At 61.1% G+C, this 25116-nt stretch carries 9 protein-coding genes; 4 read left to right on the top strand and 5 right to left on the bottom strand.

What is annotated here, in order from left to right; genetic code table 11:
* Window positions 1–2: 2 nt before the first annotated feature.
* The 5 genes from ACSIPU_RS01665 to ybtA form a co-directional block, all read right to left on the bottom strand.
* Window positions 3–806, bottom strand: a complete 804-nt coding sequence (locus tag ACSIPU_RS01665) for a thioesterase II family protein (RefSeq protein WP_023320962.1) — start codon at window positions 804–806, stop codon at window positions 3–5.
* Window positions 803–1900, bottom strand: a complete 1098-nt coding sequence (locus tag ACSIPU_RS01660; protein WP_023320961.1) for a Gfo/Idh/MocA family oxidoreductase — start codon at window positions 1898–1900, stop codon at window positions 803–805. The genes ACSIPU_RS01665 and ACSIPU_RS01660 overlap by 4 nt, the downstream gene beginning before the upstream one ends.
* Entirely contained in the window at window positions 1897–11373 is a 9477-nt protein-coding gene (gene irp1, locus ACSIPU_RS01655) for a yersiniabactin polyketide synthase HMWP1 (protein ID WP_196557572.1), read from the bottom strand. Before irp1 ends, ACSIPU_RS01660 begins: the two co-directional genes overlap by 4 nt.
* Window positions 11374–11460: 87 nt before the next feature.
* Complete coding sequence (locus tag ACSIPU_RS01650) at window positions 11461–17580, bottom strand: non-ribosomal peptide synthetase (RefSeq protein WP_032728262.1); 6120 nt, start codon at window positions 17578–17580, stop codon at window positions 11461–11463.
* Between the two features lie 180 nt (window positions 17581–17760).
* Entirely contained in the window at window positions 17761–18720 is a 960-nt protein-coding gene (gene ybtA, locus ACSIPU_RS01645; RefSeq protein ID WP_023329710.1) for a yersiniabactin transcriptional regulator YbtA, read from the bottom strand.
* Window positions 18721–18976: 256 nt separating this feature from the next.
* Here ybtA and ybtP point away from each other — a divergent pair, with 256 nt between their 5' ends.
* Genes ybtP through ACSIPU_RS01625 form a run of 4 tightly spaced genes read left to right on the top strand, consistent with a single transcriptional unit; the run spans window position 18977 to window position 25068 of the window.
* Complete coding sequence (gene ybtP, locus ACSIPU_RS01640; RefSeq protein ID WP_032728696.1) at window positions 18977–20689, top strand: yersiniabactin ABC transporter ATP-binding/permease protein YbtP; 1713 nt, start codon at window positions 18977–18979, stop codon at window positions 20687–20689.
* A complete protein-coding gene (ybtQ, locus tag ACSIPU_RS01635) occupies window positions 20676–22478 on the top strand; it encodes a yersiniabactin ABC transporter ATP-binding/permease protein YbtQ (RefSeq protein WP_032728261.1) in 1803 nt (600 codons plus the stop codon). The genes ybtP and ybtQ overlap by 14 nt, the downstream gene beginning before the upstream one ends.
* Complete coding sequence (locus ACSIPU_RS01630) at window positions 22471–23754, top strand: MFS transporter (RefSeq protein ID WP_004102091.1); 1284 nt, start codon at window positions 22471–22473, stop codon at window positions 23752–23754. Before ybtQ ends, ACSIPU_RS01630 begins: the two co-directional genes overlap by 8 nt.
* A gap of 3 nt (window positions 23755–23757) precedes the next feature.
* Window positions 23758–25068: a salicylate synthase gene (locus ACSIPU_RS01625; protein WP_004102087.1), complete on the top strand. Its 1311-nt coding sequence runs from the start codon at window positions 23758–23760 to the stop codon at window positions 25066–25068.
* Window positions 25069–25116 lie beyond the last annotated feature (48 nt).

Raw genomic sequence — 25116 nt, 5'->3', positions numbered from 1 at the left:
CGTCACCTTTCAGAAGTACTGGACTGTTTTTGCACAGCGGTCAGCGTCGAAAATGCGTCGGGAAAATGGCGGACAATCTGCGTAAAGAAGGCGCGGGATTGTTGAATGGGATAGAAGTGATCGCCGTCGATTGTAACCGGCCCGGTAACGTGGGTCAGCCACTGACGCCAGGCGTCGACCTGCTGCCGGGAGGCTTCGCGATCGCGGCTGCCGCATATGAGCAGCGCAGGCGTGCGCAGCGGCGAGGCGCGATCGGGCGAATCGTAGTGATAATGCTCGGTGGCGTAAAAATCGGCGCGCAGGAGGGGAAGAAACAGCGATATTAATTCCTCGTTTTCCCGCAGCTCAGGCGAACATCCGCCAATATCTATCAGCTCAGCGATAAAGTCGGCATCATCGCGATGGCTGAGTCGGCGTTCGGAATGGAGGTGAGGAGCATGGCAGCCCGAAATAATCAGGCCATGCGGCGCATGTCCTCGTTGCTCCAGAAGGCGACAGGTTTCAAACGCCACCTGCGCGCCCATACTGTGCCCGGCGAGCAGCAGCGGCGCGTCAGGAGATACGCTCTGTTGCAGTTCGTTCGCCAGCCGTACCGCCAGCGGCATAATGCTGTTGAGCGGCGTCAGATGGCGCAGGCGATCGCGTCCCGGCCAGGTTACCAGGGAAAGCGCGATGTCCGCCATAGGCTGCTCTCGCCAGCAGCGAAACGCGCTACTGCTGCCGCCCGCGAAGGGGCACATCACCAGATGCGCCGTACTGGCGCTGCGGGCGGGCCATAACGGAGTACACATGGCAGATTGTATCATCGGGACTCCTCATCGTGGCGGTAGAAAGCCGTTAACCGTTCATGACGCGGCGGCTTCAGGTGGCGGATCTCGGCATTGCCGGTCGCGCGTAAAATCTGCTGCCATAGGTACGACACCGCCAGCTGATGAGCGCCGTGGCAGGCGGCAGGCGCATTTTCGCCCGCCAGATGGCTGCGCAGCTGATGGAGTAATCTTCCGACGCCCTCAGGCCCGGCGGTTTCACAGCAATCACGCCAGCTCAGGGGCGCCGGGCTGCACGTCTGACCCGGCGGGTCGCGCAGGATCTCCGGCCTGCGGTAGAGGCTGTGAGCATTCTCCTGATGTTCGGCGACAAACAGGCTGGATGACCAGATGACGGGGCCGTAGCTCGCCTCCAGCGAAAGATGTCCTTCCGGCCATCCCAGCAGCAGACGGTGCATAATCAGGCTGTGCATATCCGGATCGTCAGGATCGAGATAGCGCTGAAGCAGCAGGCAAGCCTCTCCCTCCGGCCAGTAGAGTCTCAGACAGTGAAAGTCACTGAAGCTGCCGACCACTTCGCACGCCACGCTGGCGGCATCCACGCCCAGAGCCAGCAGCAATAAATCGAGAGTGGAGTAGAGCAACTGCCGGCTGGTGGTGGCATGGACAATCGACGGCCCCTGATCCAGACAGCGACGTAACTGCTCCGCGTCCCTGAGCCACACGCGACCGGCAAGCGCGTGCGGATAAAACGTATTGACCCAATAGCAACGCCCCTGTTCCTGCGCCAGCGCTTGTAATGAACGGACATCATCCGGGTGGAGGGGATGCTCCTGAATAACGTGCGCGCCGTGAGTTAAAAAGTGCCGGGCAAGCTGCGTTCCGCTCCCGCCGGCGACGGTCGAGCGCACGACGATACAGGCGATATCCGGCATCTCCTTGATCTGTTCGAGCGAGGTATACAGCGGGATACCAAACGCCTGGGCCAGCTCTTTTGCGCGCGGGCTTCCCTGAGCCAGCAGGCCAACCAGTTCGAGCCCCTCCTGGGGCTGCATAAAGGCGTTGAGGTACATTTCGCCGAATTTGGCGCCCACAATCAGTACGCGTTGTTTGTCGAAGGTGGACGGCATCATAAGGTGTTCTCCGGTTGCGTTGAGGTTGCGCCAAGCCAGCGCTGGATATGCTGCGCGCAAGCCTGAACGTGGGGGGGCTCCAGCATGATTTGCCAGTGACTGGCTTTAATCGCATAGCGGTCGGCGCGGTCCATCCAGGCCCGCCATTCGGTCTCCGCTGGCGTCCAGCGCGCGGGTCTCATTACGGCATGCAGGATGAGGCAGGGAAGCGCAACGGCTTCGCCCGGCGTATGCCCGGCCAGTAAACGCAGCAGATGCGCGATGTTGTCGATCCACGTTTCTGCCGCTTGCCGCGTCAGGTTTTGCGGCACCATTCCCGCCGTTCTGGCAAGGTCGATGAAGACGGCAAGCTGGCGGGCGGGCGTCAGCCGGTCAAAATGTTCCGGCAGCGCCAGCGGCGTATCCCCTTCGGCTAACAGCCGCAGCAGGGCCGTCCGGTTGGCGCAACGAAAATCCTGTCGACACACGGGATCGATTAACGCCAGCCGTACCTGCTCGCCTTTGGCGTACAGACGCTGCGCGGCGCCAGCTGCAAGAAAAGCGCCGTACGACCATCCCGCCAGCACATAGGGGCCGTGTGGCTGCTGGCGACGGATGGATGCGACATACTCATCGATCATCCGATCAAGCGTGGCAAAACGCTGCGGCGATTTTGCCTGCAGGCCGAATACGCGCCTGTCCAGCGCCCGGGCAAGCGGCAGCCAGGCGCTGATACCGCCGTCGGAAGCGTGGAAAACAAACAACGTTTCATCGCCCGCGCCGTGGCAAATGAGCACAGGATTGTCCTCTGCCGACGAACAGGCCTGCAGATGGGCGCAGAAGTCGCTGAGCGTTGAATGGGTGAACAGATCCTGAAGGCTGGCGCTGGCAATTCCTCTGCGGTTCAGCTGCGCGACCATCCTTGTCGCCATCAGACTATCGCCGCCCAGCGCAAAAAAGTCGTGATGCCTGGCCACGGGGCGAGAAAGCAGCGATTGCCAGAGTTCAGCGACCTGTTTTTCCAGCGTCGGATCTCCCCCGGCGACTGGGGTCGATTCGGCTGGCGCATTCTGCGCAACGGACGGGGTACGCAGCGGCGCAAGTAATGCTTCTTGTTGGCGAATCCGTAATGCGGGCAGACCGGAGCCAAAACGCTGCTGCAGATAGCGGCTTACGGCTGCTTTATCCGGTCGATTCACGCCAGGCGAACGCGCGACCAGCAGATGCTGGCGCAGAGGCGAGGATTCCTGCGTCGGCCACGCCAGCTCGTTGACAAACCCGGCCTGCGCAAGCACTTCCTGCCACGCCGAACGGGCGAGCATGGGTTTCTCATCCCGGCGGCGGAAATCACGGTATCCGCTCAATCCCTCGATAAAGCCGACGCTCGCCAGCTGGAATACGCTGTTTCGCTCCGTCGCCTCGACGATCAGCAAACGTCCGCCGGTTTTCAGCAGCAGCTTTAATCGGCGCAACGTCTGAACGATATGACTGGCGTCGTGAAGCACATTGACGGCAATAATCAGGTCGTATCCTTCTGCCGGATGGGCGGCGAAATCCAGCGGCTGGTTAATGTCGAATAAGGCGTAAGAAACCCGCGATTGATCGTGGAAACGGCTCCGGGCATCGTTGAGGAACTGCGTGGAGACATCGGTGAAATGGTATGAACGTCGCGTGCTTTGCGTGGCCTTCAGCACCGGCTCCGCGGTGGCTGCGGTTCCGGCGCCCACCTCGAGGATGCGTTCTGCGCCGCACAGGGCGGCAATCTGTGCGGTATAGCGATTCAGACAGGCGCTGGCGGGGTTTTCGCGATACAGCGCGTCGGTTACGCGCAACGGCTCATTGAACAGCAGTTCCAGCGGCGAACACTGCCCGGAGAAAAGGTCGTCGTGGCGGGAAATAGAGGTGTCCAGATACTGCGCCAGCGCCTGACTCCATTGGGTTGGCGGGCAGGCATCCTGCGGCCCGGGGATCTCGCTGAACGCCATGCGGCTGCGCCAGCTATCCCCCTCGCGGGCCAGCCATTCTCTTTCCGTCAGACACTGTAGCCACTGGCGCAGCAGCCGTCGCCGGGCCCCCTGCGCGGCCAGCGCCTGTACAATTTCGCTAAAGCGATGGGCGCTCTCCGGCGAGGTGAATAAACCATGGCGAGTCAGCGTGTCGGCGATCCCTCGTAGCGCACGCGCCTCCAGCCAGCGCCAGGTCGCGTCCAGTTCATCAAGTTGCGCCTGCTCAGGCAACGGCAGCGCCAGCGAGGCGAGATCGCGTTCAGCCGGGGCGAGCGCGGAGGGCGACGGCCCCTCGGCCATGACGATATCCAGCGTTAACGCGCCATTTTCGCTTAGTTCCGCTCTGGCCCGCTGGATACCGGGATAGTCCAGCGTCGCCTGCTCAATATCCCGCAAATCGTAGTCCGTCTGCGCGTTGAGCGGCCAGCGGCGGCGCGGGTTCTGTTCGGCAATACCGCAGGCCATCGTCTGCAGGCTTTCAGGGCTGGCAATAGCAGCCTGCAGGATGGCGCAATAGTCTGTAAACATGGCTTGCGCTGTGCCCGGCTCCAGCACGTTATCCATGCAGTACCAGCTAAACGTCAACTCGCCATCGCTCTCCATGACCTGATGATCCAGCCAGACCTGCGGCGTTTGCGTGAACACATAGCAGGGTTCACCGAACAGACGACTCATCGCCCGATCGATAGCCATGCCTTCCAGCGTCATTCCCAGCATGCTGGTAAACACCACCGGCATCAGCGGTTGATGCTGCGATCCGCGCAGGCGCCCCAGCTCGCGGATCACCTCGACGCCGTTCATTTCGCTGTGCGCCATGTTCTGCCACAGGCGCTGCTGGGTTCCTTGCATCTGCTCTTGCAGCGTCGCCGGCGCGGTGAAGTTAAAATCGACCAGCGTGACGGAGGTAAAATCACCAATCAACTGGTTGATTTGCGGATGAACCGGCTGGCGATTAAAGAAAGTCAGGTTCAGGGTGAATTCAGCGGTGCGGCTCCAGCGCTCGAGGGTGGCGGCAAACAGCGTGAGCAGCGCGGCAGAAGGGGTGAGCCCTTGCTGCTGCCAGCGCTGCTTAACGGCCTGCCACGCAGGCTTGCCGATCGTTGAGGTGAACGTGGTGAAGTGTGGAGTTTCCGGCGGCGTCTTCACCACCGGCAGTTCCGGCGCCAGGGGTAATTGCGGTAGTTTTTCCTGCCAGTACTCCCAGGCATCGTGCCATGCCGCCGTCTGCCGGCGCGCCTGTTCAGCCATCACATAATCGCGAAAGGTGATATCGAGCGGCGCCAGCGTCTCTCCGCGCCAGGCCTGCGCCAGATCGTCCATCATAACTTTAAAACTCTGCACATCGAACTGCAGAAGATCGAGGTTCATGTGCAGGCGATAGCGACAATCGTCGATTTCGCTGACCACCAGTTCAAAAAGAGGCCACTGGTCGGCGGGTAAAACGCGATAGCTCAGTTCCAGCCGCCGTTTTTCCAGCGCCAGGCGCTGCTCCTGCGGGGAGAGCGCGCGCAGATCGTCGCGCGGGATGCGATACGTCGGGGTTGTCGCCAGAACGCGCTGTTGGCCGTCGGCATCTACCACCATTCGCAGCATATCGTGACGGGCAATAAGCTGGTTCCATGCTTTCTCCAGTAGGGAGAGGTCGAGTTCATCGTGGCGTTTATCCCACTCAAACAGCACGTGACAGGCAACGCCACCATAACCAATAAGATGGGTTCTTCCCAGCCAGTAGGCGTGCTGAATCGGCGTCAGAGGGAAGGGGGCATAACGCTCATCGGCGTCGTGCCGTAACGCTTCCGGCTGCGAAGCGGCAGGCGTCTTCTCTGGTATAGAACAGATAAGCTGCGTGAGCCCGCGCGGCGACAGATCCTGCCACGCCCGTTCCGCATTGATGCGCACGCCCAGGTAGTGCTGAATATCGCTACTGAGCTCAAGGAAGAGCAGCGAATCCATGCCCAGCGGCAATAGATCCTGATTTGCCTGCAGCGATGCCGGATCGCTTAGCCGTAACTGAACCGCGATGCGTTTTTTCAGCCATGTCATTACCGCCGTTTCATCGCTCAGGTTGCCGATAAAGACGTTGTCATCCGCAGGAGGGCTGACCGGCGCTGCGGCTTTTTCTGCGGACCCGCTATGGAACAGGGCCTGTTGTAGCGGAGGCATGTTGTCGCTGAAAACACGCATCGCCAGCCGCCATGGGGCACCGCGCATCACCGCCTGTTCCAGATGCCAGCAGCCTTCGGCATTGCTTAACGCGCCCATGCCGCGGCTGGCCAGCGTCGCCAGCATTTCCGGCGTGGCCGCCCGACCGCTTTCCCCCCAGGCGCCCCAGGCAATGGTTATCGTCTTCGGAGTATCATCAGAAGTATGTTGCCGCGCCAGCCCGTCCAGATAGCCGCAGGCCAGCGCATGGGCGCTCTGACCCGGCGCGCCGAGGGCGGCGGCTGCGGAGGAGTAAAGAATAAGATAGCGTGCGTTGTGGTCGCTCAGGCTTTGCCGCAACTGGTCTGCCGCCTGCGCTTTCACCGCGAAAACCGCGGCCAGTTGGCGATTGTCCAGCTCCTGCAGCGGCCCATCAGCCAATACGCCTGCAGCGTGGATCGCCCCGGCAATGCCGCCATCGCCCGCCAGCTTATCGAGAACCCTGGTCAGCTGTCGGGCGTTGCCAACATCACAACGGCAGACGCGGATTTGCACGCCCTCGATGTCGCCCGGCCAGGAGGCATCCGCGCGCGGTGCCAGCAGGGCAATACGTTGCGCCCCTTTTTCTTTGAGCCAGTTAACGGCAAGGCGGCCCAATCCGCCAAACGCGCCGGTCACCAGATGCCAGCGGGTATCGCCAGCGAAGACATTTGCCGGAAGATCGGCGGCGCGCCCTGGATTCGGCGCCAGGGAGGGGAGCCAGAGGGCGTTGCCCCTTGCGGCGAGCCAGCGCTGAGAAAGGGAGACGGCGGTCAATCCCTGACGCAGCGTTTCCCATGGCGTGTTTTCGGCCAGATCGATGGCGGCAATCAAGCGTTCCGGCTGTTCATTGGCCGCGACGCGAAGCAAAGCCCACAGAGCGTGATGAGACGCGGCGAGCGCCTCATTATCCTCAACCTGCCACGCGCGGTGAGTGATCGCAATCAATCCTCCGGCGCCGGTGGTCAGGGCCTCCTTCACTTGTTTCGCTAACGCCAGCGTCTGTTCGCTCTCCTCGACAATCATGAGCACCGAAGCGGCCTGCGGATCGTGAAGGATACCGCATTGCGCCAGCTCATTTTCGTGCGCAAGCGTACCGGCGCTGAAGCGAAATGCCAGTGGGCGGCCATCGCTGGCGGCGCTGAAGGGCGTCCAGCGCCATTGATAATGCGTCTGCGGCGCAGGAACAGGCGCGGCGGGAGCCAGCGGCAGCCACTCGCCATCAGGATGACGGGCTTCCACGCGCATCTCGCCGCGGGAAAAGGCGGCGTTTCGCCAGCTTAAGCGCACCTCCCCCAGCCACTGCGGGGGGCTGACCTGGGGTGCTCCCACGGGGGAATCGTCGCCGTGCCGCGCTGAGAGCCGCCGCCAGGCCTCCTGCCAGCGGGCGTTAAACCGTTCCGGCTGACCCGCGCAATCGGACCAGTCGGCGAGATCATCAGCATTATCCGGCAACATCTGCCCCAGCGCGGATGCTGATGACGAGGATATCCCATGACCGGGCAGCGTGGCGAGAATGATATGTTCGCTCATACCGGCGGTCGGGCTACCCTCCTGCGGTAGCCACGCCACTTTGCTGAATCCGGCGCGGCGACACTGCTGCCGCCACTGTTGGGGGGTGAGGAAGAGCTCGCCTTCGCGGGCGTCGATATCCTGGAGCGGAAGCACCAGCGGGCCAAAAACGAAATCAAACAGACGCATTGGCTGGGTGATTTCGCGCATCAGCAGGCGTCCGCCCGGTTTGAGCAGAGGGCGCAGATTATCGAGCGTGCGGCCAATATGGCGAGTGGCGTGGATCACGTTCGCCGCCACGATCAGATCGTATGAGTTTGCCTGGAACCCCTGGGACTGCGCCTCTTTTTCGAGATCCAGTTCGTGGTAGCGCACAAAGCCATAGTCGGCGAATTTCTGCTGGGCGCGGCGGGTAAACAGGGCGGAGATATCGGTGAAGTGGTACTCCAGCGCCGGAACGCCGTTGAGTTCCGGCAGCAGCCACGCGGTGGTGCCGCCTGTACCGCCGCCTACTTCCAGGATTCGTAAAGGGCGCTGGGGCTGACGCGTCTGGACGAGACCGCGTAAGATACCGGCGGCGATTTGGTTGAAATAGCGGCCAAAGCTGAATTCCTGATAGAGGACCTCCACGCCGTCGGAGGCGCCCTGCGGGAAGATGATCGCCACCGGCTCTTCCTCGCCGCTCATCATTTCATACAGCCGCTCGCCGGCGCGGGCGATGGTCTCGGGAATAGCCTGAAAACCTTCACAATAGCCAGCAAGCTCCGCCAGCAGAGCTTCCCTCTGCTCATGTTCAATCGGGCGGGCGCGGAAATAACGCCCGTCAGCGTAGCGGTAGTCGCCGTCGGCCACGCAGTTATTCAGCAGGCGTTGAAGCAGCTGCTGGTAGCGCGGCAGCAGACGGCCTCGGCGCATAATGGTCATGGCGTCGACGCCGCTGGCAATGGCATCGTCCGCACAGCGTTGTACCAGCCGATCGACATAGATGGCGTGTAGCCGCGTGGCGCAGCGTTTAAGCGCTTCCAGCCGGGGAAGATCGAGCGCTGCCGCGGCGCGACTCGCCACCTCAGCGCCGGCGGACAGCGCGACGTCGTCAGGCTCGCAGACGTTGGAAACGTGCTCTTTCCAGTAACGCTCGGTCGCGAACGGATAGCGTGGCGCAGAGATACGTTGCCCATTGCCCGCCAGTAAGTCTGCCCACGGCAGGGTGACGCCGGCGGCGTACAGCTGGAGCAGCGCCTGATTCAGGACAGCGCTCGCCTCCTGGTTACGGCGGGCGCTGGCTATCCAGTAAGCGTTATCCCGGTATTCGCGCTGTCCGGAGGCAATCAGCTGGGCATCGGGTCCCATCTCTACAAAAACGCGGGCGCCGAGCTTGTGCGCCGCCTGAATACTCTGGATAAAGCGCACCGGCTGGCGCATATGGCGGCGCCAGTAATCCGCCTGATTGAGCGTCGACGCATCTATGGCCCCGGCGGTGAGGGTGGAAATAAGCTGTAGCTGCCCGGGCTCTGCGTGCAGCCCGGCGCAGGCGTCCTGAAAACGATCGAGTATCGGCTCCAGTAAGGCGGAGTGCGCCGCGCCGGAAACGCTCAGGCGACGATAGCTGATATCACGCTGCGAAAGCGCGGCGCAAAATTCCGCAATACGGGCTTCCGGCCCGGAAAAGACCGTATGCCGGGTGCCGTTGTTGGCCGCCAGATCCAGCTCAAACTGGCGGGCCAGCGGCATCAGCGCCTCTTCTTGCGCGAACACCGCCACCATCGCGCCGTTTGCGCACAGCTGCATCAGCGCCCCGCGGCGGCAAACCAGCGGCATAACCTGTTCAATCGTATAGTGTCCGCAGACCACGGCGGCGGCAAATTCGCCCACCGAGTGACCGATGGCGTAATCCGGCTGCAATCCCTCGGCGCGCCAGTGCGCCGCCATGGCGATTTCAAAGGCAACGATGGCTGGCTGCGCCCAGGTCATCTCCTCCAGCTGCGCCGAGTCGGGATTAAACATCGCGTCGCGCAGGGAGGGCGTGAGCATTTCACGACAGGCGGAAAAACAGCGTTCAAGCGTGTCGGCAAACACCTTCGAACGCTGGCACATGGCGTGGCCCATGGTCCGCCAGTGCGAGCCCTGCCCGGTAAACAGCCACACCTGCTTACCGCTGACGCCGTGGCCGCTATAAACCGGCGCCCCGGCCTGTTCTCCAGCCCAGGCGCTAAGGGCAGCGGCGGTATCATCATTTAATGCCGTCGCCAGACGAAAGGGGAGATCGAGACGGCGGGCGCGCAAAGCCGTGAAGGCCAGATTACTGGCATCCGCGTTTTCCCTCAGCGCCCGAGCATAGTCCGTAGCCAGCTGCCGCAACGCGGTGTCGCTGGCGGCGCTGAGCAGCAGCGCGGTGCTCCTGCTACCGTCATCCGCACCAGGCAACGGTAATTTGAGCTCATCGGGCAGCGAGGCGACGATCATGTGGCAGTTTGTGCCGCCAATGCCAAAGGAGGAGACGCCCGCGTAGCGTATTTCGTCCTGCCACGCCTGGGCCGTCACCGGCACGGTGAACGGGCTTTCGTCGAGCTTGAGCGCCGGGTTTGGCGTGGCAAAATTTAGCATCGGCGGAATTTGTCCGCGGTTGACCGCGAGGACGGTTTTCAGCAGCCCGGCAATCCCGGCCGCCGTATCCAGATGGCCAACATTGCTTTTTACCGAACCGAGCGCGCAGCGCTGATGCGGCGGGCGGGGCGCATAAACGTTGCGCAGCGCTTCAATTTCAATCGCGTCTCCCAGCGGCGTGCCGGTACCGTGGGTTTCAATGTAGCCAATCTGTCTGTCATCGATCGCCGCCAGCATTAACGCCTCTTCGATGACCGCTTGCTGTCCTGCCACCGACGGCGCGGTATAACCCACTTTTCGGCTACCGTCGTTGTTGACCGCGCTGGAGAGGATCACGGCAATAATCGGATCCTCTGACAGCAGCGCATCTCTCAGGCGGCGCAGTACCACGCAGCCGAGACCGTTGCCGGCCCAGGTGCCTTCTGCCGAGGCGTCAAAAGGGCGACAGTGGCCATCGGGAGAGAAAATCATCCCGGGCTGGTAGCGGTAGCCCGCCTGCTGGGGGAAAGAGAGCGCCACGCCGCCGGCCACCGCCATATCGGATTCCCCCGCGCGCAGGCTTTCGCAGGCCAGATGCACCGCAACCAGCGAACTGGAGCAGGCGGTCTGTACCGATAGCGCCGGTCCGTGCAGATTGAGCTTATACGCGGCGCGGGTGGCAGTATAGTCCTTATCATTACCCATCAGCGACTGCAGACCCTTGACCTGCGCGACTTCCGTGACGTTCAGGGCTTCGCGGCCGGGATAGGTGCTCATCCGGGAAGAGGCGAAAACGCCGGTCTTGTGGGGGACGGCGCCGGGGGCATAGCCGGCATGCTCCAGCGCATGCCAGACCGCCTGCAAAAACAGCCGCTGCTGCGGATCGATAGATTCGGCTTCTTGCCGCGAGTAGCCAAACAGGGCGGCGTCGAAGCAGTCGGCGTTGTCTAAAACCGTCCCGATATTGACGTAATGAGGATCGTCAATCACCGCGGCATCCAGACCGGCGGCCAGCAGCGCCTCGCGGGTAAAGCGCCTGCTGCATTCACGGCCTTCCAGCAAGTTGTGCCAGAACGTTTCGCCATCGGGCGCTTCAGGAAAATGGCAGGCGTAGCCGATCACCGCGACAGGTTCGCAGTCCGGGTAGCGTTCAGCGATCGATGCATCAATGGAATCTGCTGTCGGCGCAGAAGAGAAGCGCAAGTTATCCATAATCGGTCTCGTTTTCTAAGAGTCACAAAGTCAATGGCACGCCGCGCTTGCGCGACGGCGTCCCGGAAAAAATCAGTTTGGTTCGCGCTAAATCCGCCGCTGGCGTCGGCGAACCGGGCGAGAGCGTGTGGCTTTCTCCTCCATCGCGACGCCGGTAAGGTATTCGGCCAGAGCGGCTGGAGAGGAGTGGGTAAAGAGATCAAGCAGCGTCAGCATGGAAAATTCGTGACGTTGTAACAAAATGTGCAGCTGCACCAGATTTAGCGACGTGGCGCCCGCCTCAAAAAAGTTATCCGCGGGCATAATCGATTCGCCCACCACCTCGCGAAAGGCGTCGCAAATCAGACGGACAGTGCTCTCGTCCGCCGCCACGCCGGACACCGGGCGCTCAGGGCAGCCGCGCGGAGCTGGCGCGGGGCTTTGTTCCGCGAGTTTAACGGGGGGAACCAGCGCGGCGAGCGGCAGCTGCCAGCAGCTCTCTTCCTCGGCCATCCGATTGAGCAATTCGCCATACTGGGCAAACTGTCGCTCCACCTGTTCGGCAGGAAACAGGGCGGCGACAAAATCCCAGTTAAAGCGCAATTCACCTTCGGACTCATAAACCTGGTGATCGAGCCAGACCTGCGGCGTCTGCGAGATACCCCAGACCGGTTTGAGTAAATTGCGCCGGGCGAGGAAATTATCCTGCGCGAAGCCGAGCGCGCTGGTGAAGACAACCGGCATGGTTACGGCGGGCAGATTTTGCCGTTGCGCCAGCTGACGCATCACGCGGATGGCGGATACATCGCGATAATTGAGGCTCTGGCTCAGGCGCTGCTGCAGTCGCTGCGCGCTGTGCAGCCAGTTGTCGCCAGGCCGCCAGCTCAGCAGCATCAGCGAGGTGAAGTCGCCCAGAATCTGGTTGATTTGCGGATGCACCGGACGGCGGTCGAAAAGCGTCAGGTTAAGCGTGAAGTCAGGCCGCGCGCTCCATGCCGAGAGCACCGTTGACCATACCGATAAGAGTAAGGCCGACGGGGTAAGATGGGCTTCAGCCGCCCGCTGTTTCAATCGGCGCCAGCGCGCGCTGTTCATGGCCCCGTTCAGGCGCGCAAAGCGCGGTGTCGCAACGTCCTGAGGCAAGCAGCGCAGCGGCAGCGCCGGCGCCGGAGGGATATCGTCCAGCTGAGTCTGCCACCAGGCCAGGGAGTCTGGGTCTGGCGCCCGCAGCGCGGGTTGCTGCAGATAATCCCTGAAAGTGACGGGGAGCGGCGGCGGCAGCTGTTGCGGATAGCGATAGCCGTGTTCCAGCTCCGCCAGCAGGATCTGCATGCTTAGCCCGTCAAGCAACAGGTTATCCAGGCACAGCCAGAGTCGGGCGGGCATCCCGTCGACGTATCCGACCTGGAGATCGAATACCGGCCAGATTTCGGGGTTGAGTACCTGATGCGCCAGTTTTTCACGTAGCCGCAGCGCCTCGTCTGGCGTTGGGCAAACGTGCGCGGGTATGATCCAGGGGGGAGTCTGTTCGAGAACCTGCAGCTGTCCATCGTGAACAACGGCGCGCAGCATATCGTGGCGGACGATTAAACGATTCCAGACCCTCTCCAGCCGGCGGATATCCAGATCGGCAACCTCAAATTCAACGAAGAAGTGGGAGCCTACGCCGCCCAGGGCAAACCCCGGCTGCCGTCCGACCAGGTAGGCCTGCTGCACGTCGGTAAGCGCGAACGGCTGGTAGCGATCTTCAGGATAGTGGGTGAATGGCTGTTCGACCGGGAGGTCGGTTTTACGCAGGGTAGCGGCAAAATCCGCCAGTCGGGGATGATTAAACAGATCGCTTAATTGCGCGGTATAACCCGCCTGATGGAGCTGTCCGGTCAGACGGGTGGCCAGCAGGCTGTCGCCGCCTTGCTGGAAAAAGTCGGTCTCCCGGGTGACGGCGCCGATCGACAACAGCTGCTGCCAGATGGCGGCCACGCATGTTTCCGTATCGCCCTGAGGTAAATCCGCTTCGGCCGATGTTTCCGCCTCAGGGGTATGGCGACGGGTCAGCGCCTGATAGTCAATTTTTCCGTTCGCGGTCAGCGGGAAAGCGTCAAGGAAATGGATCCGTTGCGGCACCATCCACCCGGGCAAGCGTTCGGCAAGGGCGGCCTGTAGTTTACGCGGGTCCCGGCGCATCTGGCTGGCCGGGCACTGGACGAGGAAGCGTTGTAATCCGCCGATTTCATCGCCATGCTGACAGCTGAAGTCGGCGGCGCTGAATATTGTTGCCCACGCTGCGCTGTTATGCAGTAAAGCCTCCGGTTGTCCAGCGGTTAACAGAAGCGTGCTGAGCAGGGCAGACGGCGTCAACTGGCGAAACTCCATGACGTAGAGCAGCGCTCCGGGGACGGCGAGCCGTTGTAAGGTCGTAAGGAGTCCGGGATCTTCTGGCAGCAGACGATGCAGGGCATTATTCAGCCAGACAATGTCCGCCGAATGCGCGTGCGCCGCCAGCGTCTCTGCATTCCAGAGGGCCAGACGGGCATCAGGCCATGGGGCAAGCCGCTGTCTGGCGCTCAGCAGCAGCTCCTGGCTATGTTCAAGCCCGACATACTCAACCTCGCCAGCGTTGAGGCGGGACAACAGGCACTCTGCGGCGCGGGCGGTGCGGACCCCCACCTCCAGCAGGCGTACCGGGCGCTGTAAACGTCGGGAAAGCTGTTGGCACATTGTCGCCAGCTCCTCGATATACAAGGCGCTGGCCGGATGGTCGAAAGCCAGACTTTCCGGCGACCACCGCGCATCGTTCAGTAATGACAGTTCGTGGCGCGCGCCGCGAAGAATCTGCATTAAGGTGAGGTCATGCCCGCTGAACGAAGGATGGCGCTTTTCCGGCGCTTCTGCCGCGCAGACCTGATAACCCTCGGCGGCGGGCTGCAGCCGCTGTTGAGCCGCAAGAAAGGCTAACCAGCGTTCCACCACGGCCTGCCAGCGCGGCTGGATAGCGAGCGAATCGATCAGGGAGAGCGGATCGACGTCAGAGGCGTGGCCCGGATGCAGTTTTAACAGACGATACTGCAGAAAATCAGCGACCTGAGCGGCGGAGATTTCTGGCGGGCAGGCGCAGCAGGGCAGCGTTCCTGCCAGGGTACGCCATTCCTGCGGCAGCAACGGATCGCGATGATGGGGAACGCAAAAAGCCTCCCCCTGGGGAACAACCCAGGCCGCCAGGGTCTTCTCTTTCTCCCCGATCGCCTGAACGGTGGCTTGTTTCACGCCCGCCACCTGGCCGAGCGCGCTCTCAATTTCGCCCAGCTCGATGCGATATCCCCCGACCTTGACCTGCTTATCGCGGCGGCCGAGGAACTCTAAGGTACCGTCTGGCCAGTAGCAGCCGAGATCGCCGGTGCGATACCAGCGCTCGCCCGATTGCGTCAAAAACTGCTGCTCGCTGCGTAGGGGATCGTTGAAATAGCCTTCAGCGACCCCGAGGCCACCAATCCACAATTCGCCGGGCACCCAGTCGGGGCAGTCCCGGCCCCGCTCATCGACTACCCGGTAGCGCTGGTTAGACAGCGGAAAACCGTAGGGGATGGCGCGCCAGTGCTCAGGAACCTCTCTGACCTCGCAGACGTTAGACCAGATAGACGCCTCGGTGGCGCCGCCCATGGCGATAAACTGCCCTTGCGGCCGATAGGCCCGAAAGCGGGCAGGAAGATCGAGACCGATCCAGTCGCCGGAAAGCATTACCGCGCGCAGATTTGCCGGCGCAGCGTCGGCAAAACCCTCGCACCAGGTCAGCAGCATATCGAATAGCGCCGGGACGCTGTTCCAGAGCGTGACCTGATGGCGTTGGATCAGTTCACACCATGCGCGGGGATCGCGCCGTTGCTCTTCCATCACCATAACCAGCGCGCCGCCGGCGCTCAGGACGCCAAAAATGTCATATACCGATAAATCAAAATGCAGGCCGGACAGCGCCAGCACCCTGTCGCCTGGACCTACCTGATAGCGGTTATTGATATCGCAACAGGTGTTGAGCGCTCCCCGGTGAGAAATGACCACGCCTTTCGGTGTGCCGGTAGAACCGGAGGTGTAGAGAATATAGGCCGGTTGTGTCGGTGCGCGAACCACCGGGTTGCCGATCGGTTCATCCTCAATGGCCTGCTGCCAGGCAAGCAGGGGAATATCGTCTGACCACGCGCTGGCGTCGTGCTGGCAAATGAGCACCAGCCGAACGCTGGCGTCAGCATAGATTTTCTTGCGCCGCGCGGCGGGCTGGTCCAGCGAAACCGGAACGTAGACCGCCCCGGCCAGCAGCACGGCCAGCACCGCAACCAGCTGTCCCGCGCCTTTTGACATGCCGATCGCCACATTGTCGCCCGGCTGCACCCCGCACGCGATTAACCTGCCGGCGCAACGGCGGGCAAAGTCCGTCAGTTCACGGTAGTTCCACTGATAATGAGCATCTGTGACCGCCAGCGCCTCCGGCTGCTGGAGGGCGATGCGGAAAATGCCTTCATGCAGCAGTCCTGCGGGAATGGGCGCGTCGGTCGCGTTGACCCGCTGGCGAATCGCGCGCTGCCTGGCGGGCAGGGTATCCGGGAACGGTTTTTGCCATGCGCTGTCATCTTCGCAGAGCTGGTTAATCAGCTGGCAGTAGGCCGCGAACAACGTCGCTACTAATGCCGGAGGGAACAGGGCGTCATTGCTGTCCCATTGCAGCCAGACCTCGCCTTGATGTTCGAAGGCCAGATGATCTATCCACACCTGCGGCGTCTGCGAGATGCCCCAGTCCGGCTCGCCCAAAGGCGGTTCCGCGCGGCTGCTGTAGAGAGAGCGTCCCAGATTGCTGGTAAATACCACCGGGGCGCCGTGGGGATAGCGCTGCTGGCGTTTGAGCTCCCGGAGGAGTTCGACGCCGGACCAGTGACGATGCTCCCAGTCTTCGGTAAAGGTCAGCTGATTCTTCTGCGCGAGGCCGCTGACGGTATCGCCGTCGCAGGCGGTATCCAGCAGCAGAATATTGGTGAAGTCGGCAAGCATAGCGCTAACCGCCGGGTGCAGCGGTTGGCGGTCGAATAACGTTACGTTGAGCAGCAGCCGAGTCAGGCCACTCCAGCGAGCCAGGACGGCGGAAAAACAGGTTGCCAGCGCCATTGTCGGGGTGACGCCGTACTCACCGGCCCGTTGGCTGAACGCATGCCACTGTTTGGCCGGGACAATCATGCGGCGTCGGGTATTACGGACTTCACGTAGCGCGGCGGGGTCGCAGGCCAGCGGCAAGAGCGGCGCGGGAGGAAGCGCAGGCGCTTTCGCCAGCCAGTACGCGCGGGCTTCGTCTCGCAGCGGTTGATGCACCTTCTGCTGGTGCAGCAAATAGGAGCGGAAATCATAGCGGGGGTCGATAGCCGGCAGCGATTCGCCCGCCAGCAGAGCATTAAGCTCATCGAAGAAGAGCGTAAAGCTGGAGGCATCCATAATCAGCAGGTCAATATTGACATGGAGGCAGTGGCGATTATCGGGCAACAGCGTCAGCTGAAAATCAAACGTTTCGCCGATCTCCACGCGTAAAAGGCGGTGGCTCAGGCGCTGGCGCAGGGCGTCCAGATAGACCTGGCGGCTGGCGGCGTCGTTCTGGCGCAGATCATGAACCGTCACGCCGTTCCAGTAAGGTTGCTTTAACCAGACCTGCTGTCCGTCGGTGCGAAAGGCGATATGCAGCATCGGGTGGCGCTGCATCAGGATCGCGATGGCCTGTTCCAGCTTTTCCGCCGTCAGAGAATAGCCGGCAAACTCCTGATACAGATGGCAGCCCACGCCGCCGAGGGGCTGTCCAGGCATTCGCCCCGTCAGGTAGGCATGCTGGACCGGCGTCAGAGGGAAGGGGGTACCCTCGGTCATGGTCGGCCAGACGCTTTCGCCGGGTGCGGTTTCCTCCGCCGTTTCCTCCGCCGGTTTCTCCGGGGAACGGCTGCGCATCAGCTGGCGCCACCCGCCCAGCGTGGGGGCGGCATACAGTTCGCGCAGGGTCACGCGGTAGCCCCTTTTACGAAACCAGTCTAACCATCTCATCAATCTGATTGAATCCAGGCCCGCCTGGATCAAATTGCACGCTTCATGTAGCTGCTGCGGCGTTAAATTTAGCTCCTGCGTGAGCCGCTCGCGTAATTGTTGATAATCAGCCGCGTTGCCGTTGTCCGGTAACCGCGGTTCCTGAGATGGTGCGCCAGAAATCATTCTTCCTCCTGATGGCACGTCTTAGCGGAAAATACTCCTTACATGAGAATAATAATTATTAACAATTGAGTGCTACCCGAAACGGGTCTATTTATGCCCGTTTCGGGTTAATCACTGGAGGAAAGCACTGAGGCCCGGAGGGGGGGGCCGGGCCGCTGACGGGGAGGGGTCAATCGGCGATCAGATGACGCGTTTAAAGCTGGAAGGGGTGACGCCAAACTGTTTCTGGAAAGCGGCAGAGAAGTGGCTGGCGTTGGCGTAGCCCAGATCGGCGGCTACCGTCATAACGGAGGTATTGCCATTGGCCAGCCTTCTTCGTGCCTCCTGCATGCGTTCAGCCTGAAACAGGCCATAGACGCTGTTGTTAAACAGAACGCGGAAGCCACGCTTAATTTTCAGCACGCTCAAACCGGACTCTCTCGCCAGCTCAGCAACGCCCGGCGCCTGCGTCAAATCGGCCAGCAGCAGATCCTTTGCCCGCAGCAGTTTCTGGCGCTCCACCGGGTTGAAGTGGCAGGAGAAGCAGCTGGCGTCTTCGCGGTGCTCATCCAGGACCAGGCTTAGCATCACCAGACTCTGTCCCTGTAGCCAGAGCGTCGAAGGTTTTTGTTCATGGCTGAATCCGCCGTGCATCCGCATTAGCGCATGACGCAAAGCCTGGGCCGTTAAATGGGTTTCCGCATTGCAGCGCTGCTGCTGGCAACAGCAGTGGGAGTCGATCTTATTTTTAATGACTGTACTGATATCAGGTACCCACAGCGCGAGGGTTTCAGGGCTGAAGGAGAGGGTGATGCTCTCGAATCGGCCGCCGTAGGAGGCGCTGCCGCGGCAATCTGGCGTGTGGGTAATGTAATGGCGATTGCGGGCCAGTTCCCACTCGGTGTGGCGTCTGAGCCCCTGGATGGCAAAGCGCGAGGTGCCCTCAAGGATGCACGAGAAGTTAATCCTGCCCAGATCATCGTGAAGCTGTAACGTCTCAGGCTGCGCAAAATGGCCTCTCCAGAGCAAAATATCCATCCCTTCCTGCAACGAACAGCGCAGCAGTTCACACTGGGCCGGGATAGTACCGTCGTTAGCGGGTTTCCCGACCACCAACTGATGAATTGAGATTGCAGATTGCGTTTGTGGTGACTCCGTCATGACCGGGTTATCTCCCTGTGGCTTAAACCAATGCGGGTAAAAATAGAACCGAATGGGGTAGATGAGTAATTGATAATGGTTATTATTCACATTAATTCTCAGAACGCCACCCTGAAATAGCGTTTTTGGCGTCCTTAAAAATTCATCAGGAAATTCAGCCACTCCCATGTCATCTCAATCATCCAATACTGAATCTCTGTCCCGGTTTCCGCTCTGGCAGGTGATAACCCCGGTTCGCCGGAAGGTCATTCTGGCGATGGCGCTGGCGGGTCTGGCGGCCATCACCAGCCTTGCGGCGCTGCTTTTTCTGGCATGGAGCCTGCGCGATCTTCGCGTCTCGCCCGACGTTATTCCACTCTGGTCGTTGGGAGGGCTATTTGGCTGCGTGGCGCTGACTTTTGTCCTGCGCCTGCAGGCATTTAACACCTCGCATTATGCGGCGTTTCATCTGGAGAATATTCTGCGCAGCAGATTAGCGCAGAAAGCCGTGCAGCTTGCCCCGGGCGCGTTACAGCAAATGGGCAGCGGTGCGATGGCGAAGGTGATGCTGGATGATGTGAAGTCGTTACACATTTTCGTTGCTGACAGCACGCCGCTGTACGCTCGCGCGATAGTCATGCCCCTGGCGACCGCCGCTATCCTGTTCTGGCTGGACTGGCGACTGGCCATTGCCACGCTGGGTGTGCTGGCATTGGGTTCACTGATACTTACTCTCGCCCGCCAGCGCTCGGGAGAGATGGCTCAGCGTTATCATCAGGCGCGCGAGCAGGTCAGCGCCGCGGTGATTGAGTTCGTGCAGGCCATGCAGGTGGTCAGAACGTTTGATAGCGGCAGCACCAGCTTTTTGCGCTATCAGCATGCCCTTGAGGAGTGGGTCGATGTGCTCAAAATCTGGTATCGCAAAGCCGGCTTTTCCGCGCGTTTTTCATTCTCGATCCTCAATCCGCTGCCGACCTTATTCGTTCTGATCTGGTGCGGATACGGCCTGATGCAGGCGGGCAGCCTCGATTTTATCGCCTGGGTGGCCGTTTTACTGTTGGGCAGCGGGATGGCGGAAGCGGTGATGCCCATGATGATGCTCAATAATCTGGTCGCGCAAACGCGTTTAAGCATTCAGCGTATTTATCAGGTTCTCGCGATGCCGGAACTCTCCCGTCCGCTTGTCGATCGGCAGCCGAACGATGCGAGCATTACCTTTGAGCAGGTGAGTTTTCATTATCCACAAGCGCGCGCAGGCGCGGCGCTGCAGGAGGTGAGCTTTCATGTACCTGCCGGAAAAATAGTGGCGCTGGTCGGGCCGAGCGGCGCCGGGAAAAGCACCGTGGCGCGACTCCTGCTGCGTTATGCCGATCCCGATAAAGGCCATATTCGCATCGGCGGCGTGGATCTGCGCGATATGCAGACGGACACCTTGATGCAGCAAATCTCGTTTGTATTCCAGGACAACTTCCTTTTTGCCGACACCATCGCCAATAACATTCGTCTGGGCGCGCCGGATACGCCGCTGGAAGCGGTGATATCGGCGGCCAGAGTGGCGCAGGCCCATGAATTTATCAGCGCGTTGCCGGAGGGATACAGCACCCGCGTCGGGGAGCGCGGCGTCTTTCTCTCCGGCGGTCAGCGGCAGCGCATCACCATCGCCCGGGCGCTGTTGCAGGATCGCCCCATTCTTGTGCTCGATGAGGCGACGGCGTTTGCCGATCCGGAAAACGAAGCGGCGCTGATCAAAGCCCTCGCGGCGGCCATGCGCGGCCGGACGGTCATCATGGTCGCGCATCGACTCTCCATGGTGACTCACGCCGATATGATACTGCTGTTTTCCGACGGGCGGCTCCGGGAACGCGGGAGTCACCGGCAACTGTTGGCCCAGGGCGGCCTGTATCAGCAGCTGTGGCAGCGCTATCAGCAGGCGCAGCAATGGATGCCGGGGAGAACACAACCAGAGGAGGCGGAAAATGAAAGCCATTAATCCCGCGGATAACCTGGCCTGGCGCGTCATCTGGCGCCAGCTTATCTCCAGCGTTGGCAGTCAGGCAGGGATGCTGCGGCGCAGTATGATTGCGCTGCTGCTGGCGGCATTGATGCAGGGGATTGCCTTTGCCTGCCTCTATCCGATCGTTGATGCGCTATTACGTGGTGAAGCATCGCCGCTTCTCACCTGGGCTTTGGCTTTCAGCGCTGCGGCGTTCGCGGCGCTGGCGCTACGCTGGTATGGGCTGGGCTTTGAATACCGTGGTCATCTGGCGCAGGCCACCCATGAACTGCGCCTGCGCCTGGGCGAACAGCTACGCCGCGTGCCGCTGGAAAGACTCCAGCGCGGCAGAGCGGGCGAAACGAACGCCTTGTTGCTGGGCAGCGTGGATGAAAATCTCAACTATGTGATTGCGATAGCCAATATTTTGCTTTTAACCATCGTCACTCCGCTGACCGCATCGCTGGCAACGTTGTGGATCGACTGGCGGCTGGGGCTGGTGATGTTGCTGATCTTTCCCATGCTGGTGCCGTTTTATTACTGGCGCCGGCCGGCGATGCGCCGACAAATGCAGACCCTGGGCGAAGCGCACCAGCGGCTGAGCGGGGATATCGTTGAATTTGCGCAAGGGATGATGGTTTTGCGTACCTGCGGCAGCGATGGCGAAAAAAGCCGGGCGTTGCTGGCGCATTTTAATGCGCTGGAAAGCTTACAGAGCCGCACGCATCGCCAGAGTGCCGGCGCGACGATGCTGATCGCCGGCGTTGTGGAGCTGGGCCTGCAGGTGGTCGTGTTAGCCGGGGTGGTCTGGGTAGTAACGGGGACCCTGAACCTTGCCTTTTTGATAGCCGCCGCCGCGATGATAATGCGTTTTTCGGAACCGATGGCGATGTTTATCAGCTACACCTCGGTGGTGGAACTGATCGCCAGCGCCCTGCAGCGTATTGAGCAGTTTATGGCGCTCCCGCCGCTTCCCGTCGCAGAACGCGGCGAGATGCCGGAGCGTTACGATATCCGCTTTGACACCATTTGCTACCGCTATGATGACAGCGGCGATCCCGCGCTCAACAACCTCTCTTTGACCTTTCCGGCCGCCAGCATGAGCGCGCTGGTGGGTGCCTCAGGCGCCGGTAAAACCACGGTCAGCAAACTGTTAATGCGCTATGCCGATCCGCAGCAGGGAGAGATTTCTATCGGTGGCGTCGATATTCGTCATCTGACGGCGGAACAGCTCAATAGCTTGATTTCCGTCGTGTTTCAGGATGTCTGGCTGTTTGATGACACGCTGCTGGCGAATCTCCTTATTGCCCGCCCGCAGGCCACGCAGCAGGAGGTGGAAGAGGCCGCCCGCGCGGCGCAGTGTCTTGAATTCATTTCCCGTCTTCCGCAAGGCTGGCTGACGCCAATGGGCGAGATGGGCGGGCAGCTCTCGGGCGGCGAGCGCCAGCGAATTTCCATTGCCAGGGCCTTATTGAAAGATGCGCCGATCGTCATTCTCGATGAGCCGACCGCCGCGCTGGATATTGATAGCGAACTGGCGGTACAGAAAGCTATTGATAGTCTGGTTCACAACCGGACGGTAATTATCATCGCCCATCGCCTGTCAACCATCGCCGGGGCCGGAAACATCCTGGTGATGGAAGAGGGAGAAGTGGTTGAACAGGGCACGCATGCGCAGCTGCTCTCCCGTCAGGGACGTTACCAGGCGCTGTGGCAGGCGCAAATGGCCGCGCGCGTCTGGCGTGATGCAGAGGTTGACGCATCTGAGGAGCGACTGCATGAGTGATGTTCAGTCGCAGGTGAAACCGTTAACGACCGGACGGGTGATTTTTGCCATTGCCGGGATCTATGTGACGCAGAGCCTGGTATCGGCGCTCTCTATGCAGTCCCTGCCTGCGCTGGTGCGCGCCGCCGGCGGCTCGCTGGCCCTTGCCGGCGCGACAACGCTGTTTATGTTGCCCTGGGCGCTGAAGTTTATCTGGGCGCCGTGGATTGAGCGCTGGCGCCTGCCGCCCGATCGCCCGGAGCGTCGTTCCCGCCTGTTAATCCTCCGGGGTCAGGTCGGGTTGGCGGCGATCCTGACGGTTGCCGCTGCGACCGGCGCGGTCGGGCGAACTGGGGGATTTCCCGACACGCAGATCGCCGCATTGTTTGCGCTGTTTTTACTCGCGGGTACGGTTGCCGCCACCATCGATATTGCCAGCGACGGCTTTTGTGTCGATCAGCTCAGTCGCGCAGGTTACGGCTGGGGAAACAGCGTCCAGGTCGGCGGCAGCTATCTGGGAATGATGTGCGGCGGCGGCGTCTTCCTGATGCTAGCGGCGGCATTCGACTGGCCGGTGGCCATGCTGATCATGGCGGCGCTGATCCTGGTCTTATCCGTTCCCCTGTGGTGCATTGCCGAACCCATGCGCATCACGTCTGTACCGCATGTTCCGGCGTTGGGTTATGCGCTTAAAAGGCGACAGGCGCGGCTGGGTTTACTGTTGGTGCTGATGCTGAATACCGGGATGCGGTTCGTGTTGCCTCTTCTGGCGCCGCTGCTGCTGGATCAGGGGTTGAGCATGTCGGCGCTCGGCGCGCTATTCAGCGCTGGCAATATCGCGGCTGGTATCGCAGGAACGCTGGCGGGCGGGGTGCTGATGAAATACTCCTCCCCCGGCAGAGCGCTGCTTGCGGCTTATGGCCTCCAGGGCGTCGTGCTGCTGGCAATAGTAACGACGTTGCTGCTGGCGCCGGGACATTTGCGGCTGCCGTTACTCCAGGGGCTGATCATCCTGCAATCCATTTCTCTGGCCTGCGCCCTGGTCTGTCTTTACGCCACGCTGATGACGCTTTCATCGCCTCTGCAGGCTGGCGTCGATTTTACGCTCTTTCAATGTACTGATGCCGCCATCGCCATTCTGGCCGGCGTGGTTGGCGGCGTAATTGCGCAGCATTTTGGCTATGCGGCCTGCTTTATGTTTGGCGGGGCATTCACGCTGCTGGCAGCGTGGATTGCTTCTGCCAGGCTGCATTCGACAAACGCAATTGAAGGATCCGGGAATAACACAGAGAGGTAAGGGATGAAAATCAGTGAATTTTTACATCTGGCGCTCCCAGAGGAACAGCGGCTGCCGACGATTTGTGGCGTCTTACGCCAGTTCGCCGATGAAGAGTGCTATGTCTATGAGCGGCAACCGTGTTGGTATATCGGCAAAGGATGCCTGGCACGGTTGATCATTAATGCTGACGGCACGCGGGCGACCTTCATCAATGCGGACGGAGAGCAGCAATGGGCGGTGGATTCCATTACCGACTGCGCGCGTCGTTTTATGGCCCATCCTCAGGTGAAAGGGCGTCGGGTATATGGCCAGGTAGGGTTTAACTTTGCGGCGCATACCCGGGGGATAGCCTATCACGCTGGCGAGTGGCCATTGCTGACGTTAACCGTTCCCCGTGAGGAACTGATTTTTGAACAGGGAAATGTCACCGTTTCTGCCGACACCGCCAGCGAATGCCGACGTCTGTGCGAGTCGGTAAAAGCAGCCGGTACGGCGACGCCGTGTAACACCGTGACTGTAGATACCGCTGACAACGGTGAGGCCTATCAGGAGCAGGTGGCGCGCGTGGTTTCGGCGATCCGCCGCGGTGAATATGTCAAAGCGATTGTCTCGCGGGCTATTGCCTTGCCATCGCGAATTGATATGCCCTCCACGCTATTATGCGGGCGGCAGGCCAATACGCCCACCCGTTCGTTTATGTTTCGCCAGCAGGGGCGAGAAGCGCTGGGGTTTAGCCCGGAGCTGGTGATGTCGGTCAGCGGAAGCAAAGTCGTCACTGAACCCCTTGCGGGTACCCGCGATCGCATGGGGGATCCGCAGCAGAATAAGGAGAAAGAGACCGAGCTGCTGCATGACGGTAAAGAGGTGCTGGAGCACATCCTGTCGGTGAAGGAGGCGATCGCTGAACTGGCGGTGGTCTGCCAGCCGGGCAGCGTGGTGGTTGAAGATTTGATGTCGGTTCGCCAGCGCGGTAGCGTTCAGCATCTGGGATCTTGCGTCAGCGGCCAGCTTGCGGAAAGTAAGGATGCCTGGGATGCATTTACCGTGCTGTTTCCGTCGATTACCGCCTCGGGTATCCCCAAGAATGCGGCCCTGAGCGCGATTATGCAAATTGAGAAGACGCCGCGGGAGCTCTATTCCGGGGCGGTGCTGCTGCTGGAGGACACGCGCTTTGATGCGGCGTTAGTCCTGCGATCCGTATTTCAGGACAGCCAGCGCTGCTGGATACAGGCGGGGGCTGGGATCATTGCGCAATCGACGCCGGAACGCGAACTGACGGAAACCCGGGAAAAATTAGCGAGCATTGCGCCCTATTTAAGGGTGTCTGCCTAACGACGGCCAACTCTGCGTAAGGCCAAAAGTGCCAGCAGGCTGGCACTT

Source organism: Klebsiella sp. HN106, from assembly GCF_051209435.1.
In the GTDB taxonomy this organism is placed as follows: domain Bacteria; phylum Pseudomonadota; class Gammaproteobacteria; order Enterobacterales; family Enterobacteriaceae; genus Klebsiella; species Klebsiella oxytoca.
This window is presented reverse-complemented; position numbering and strand designations above follow the sequence as displayed.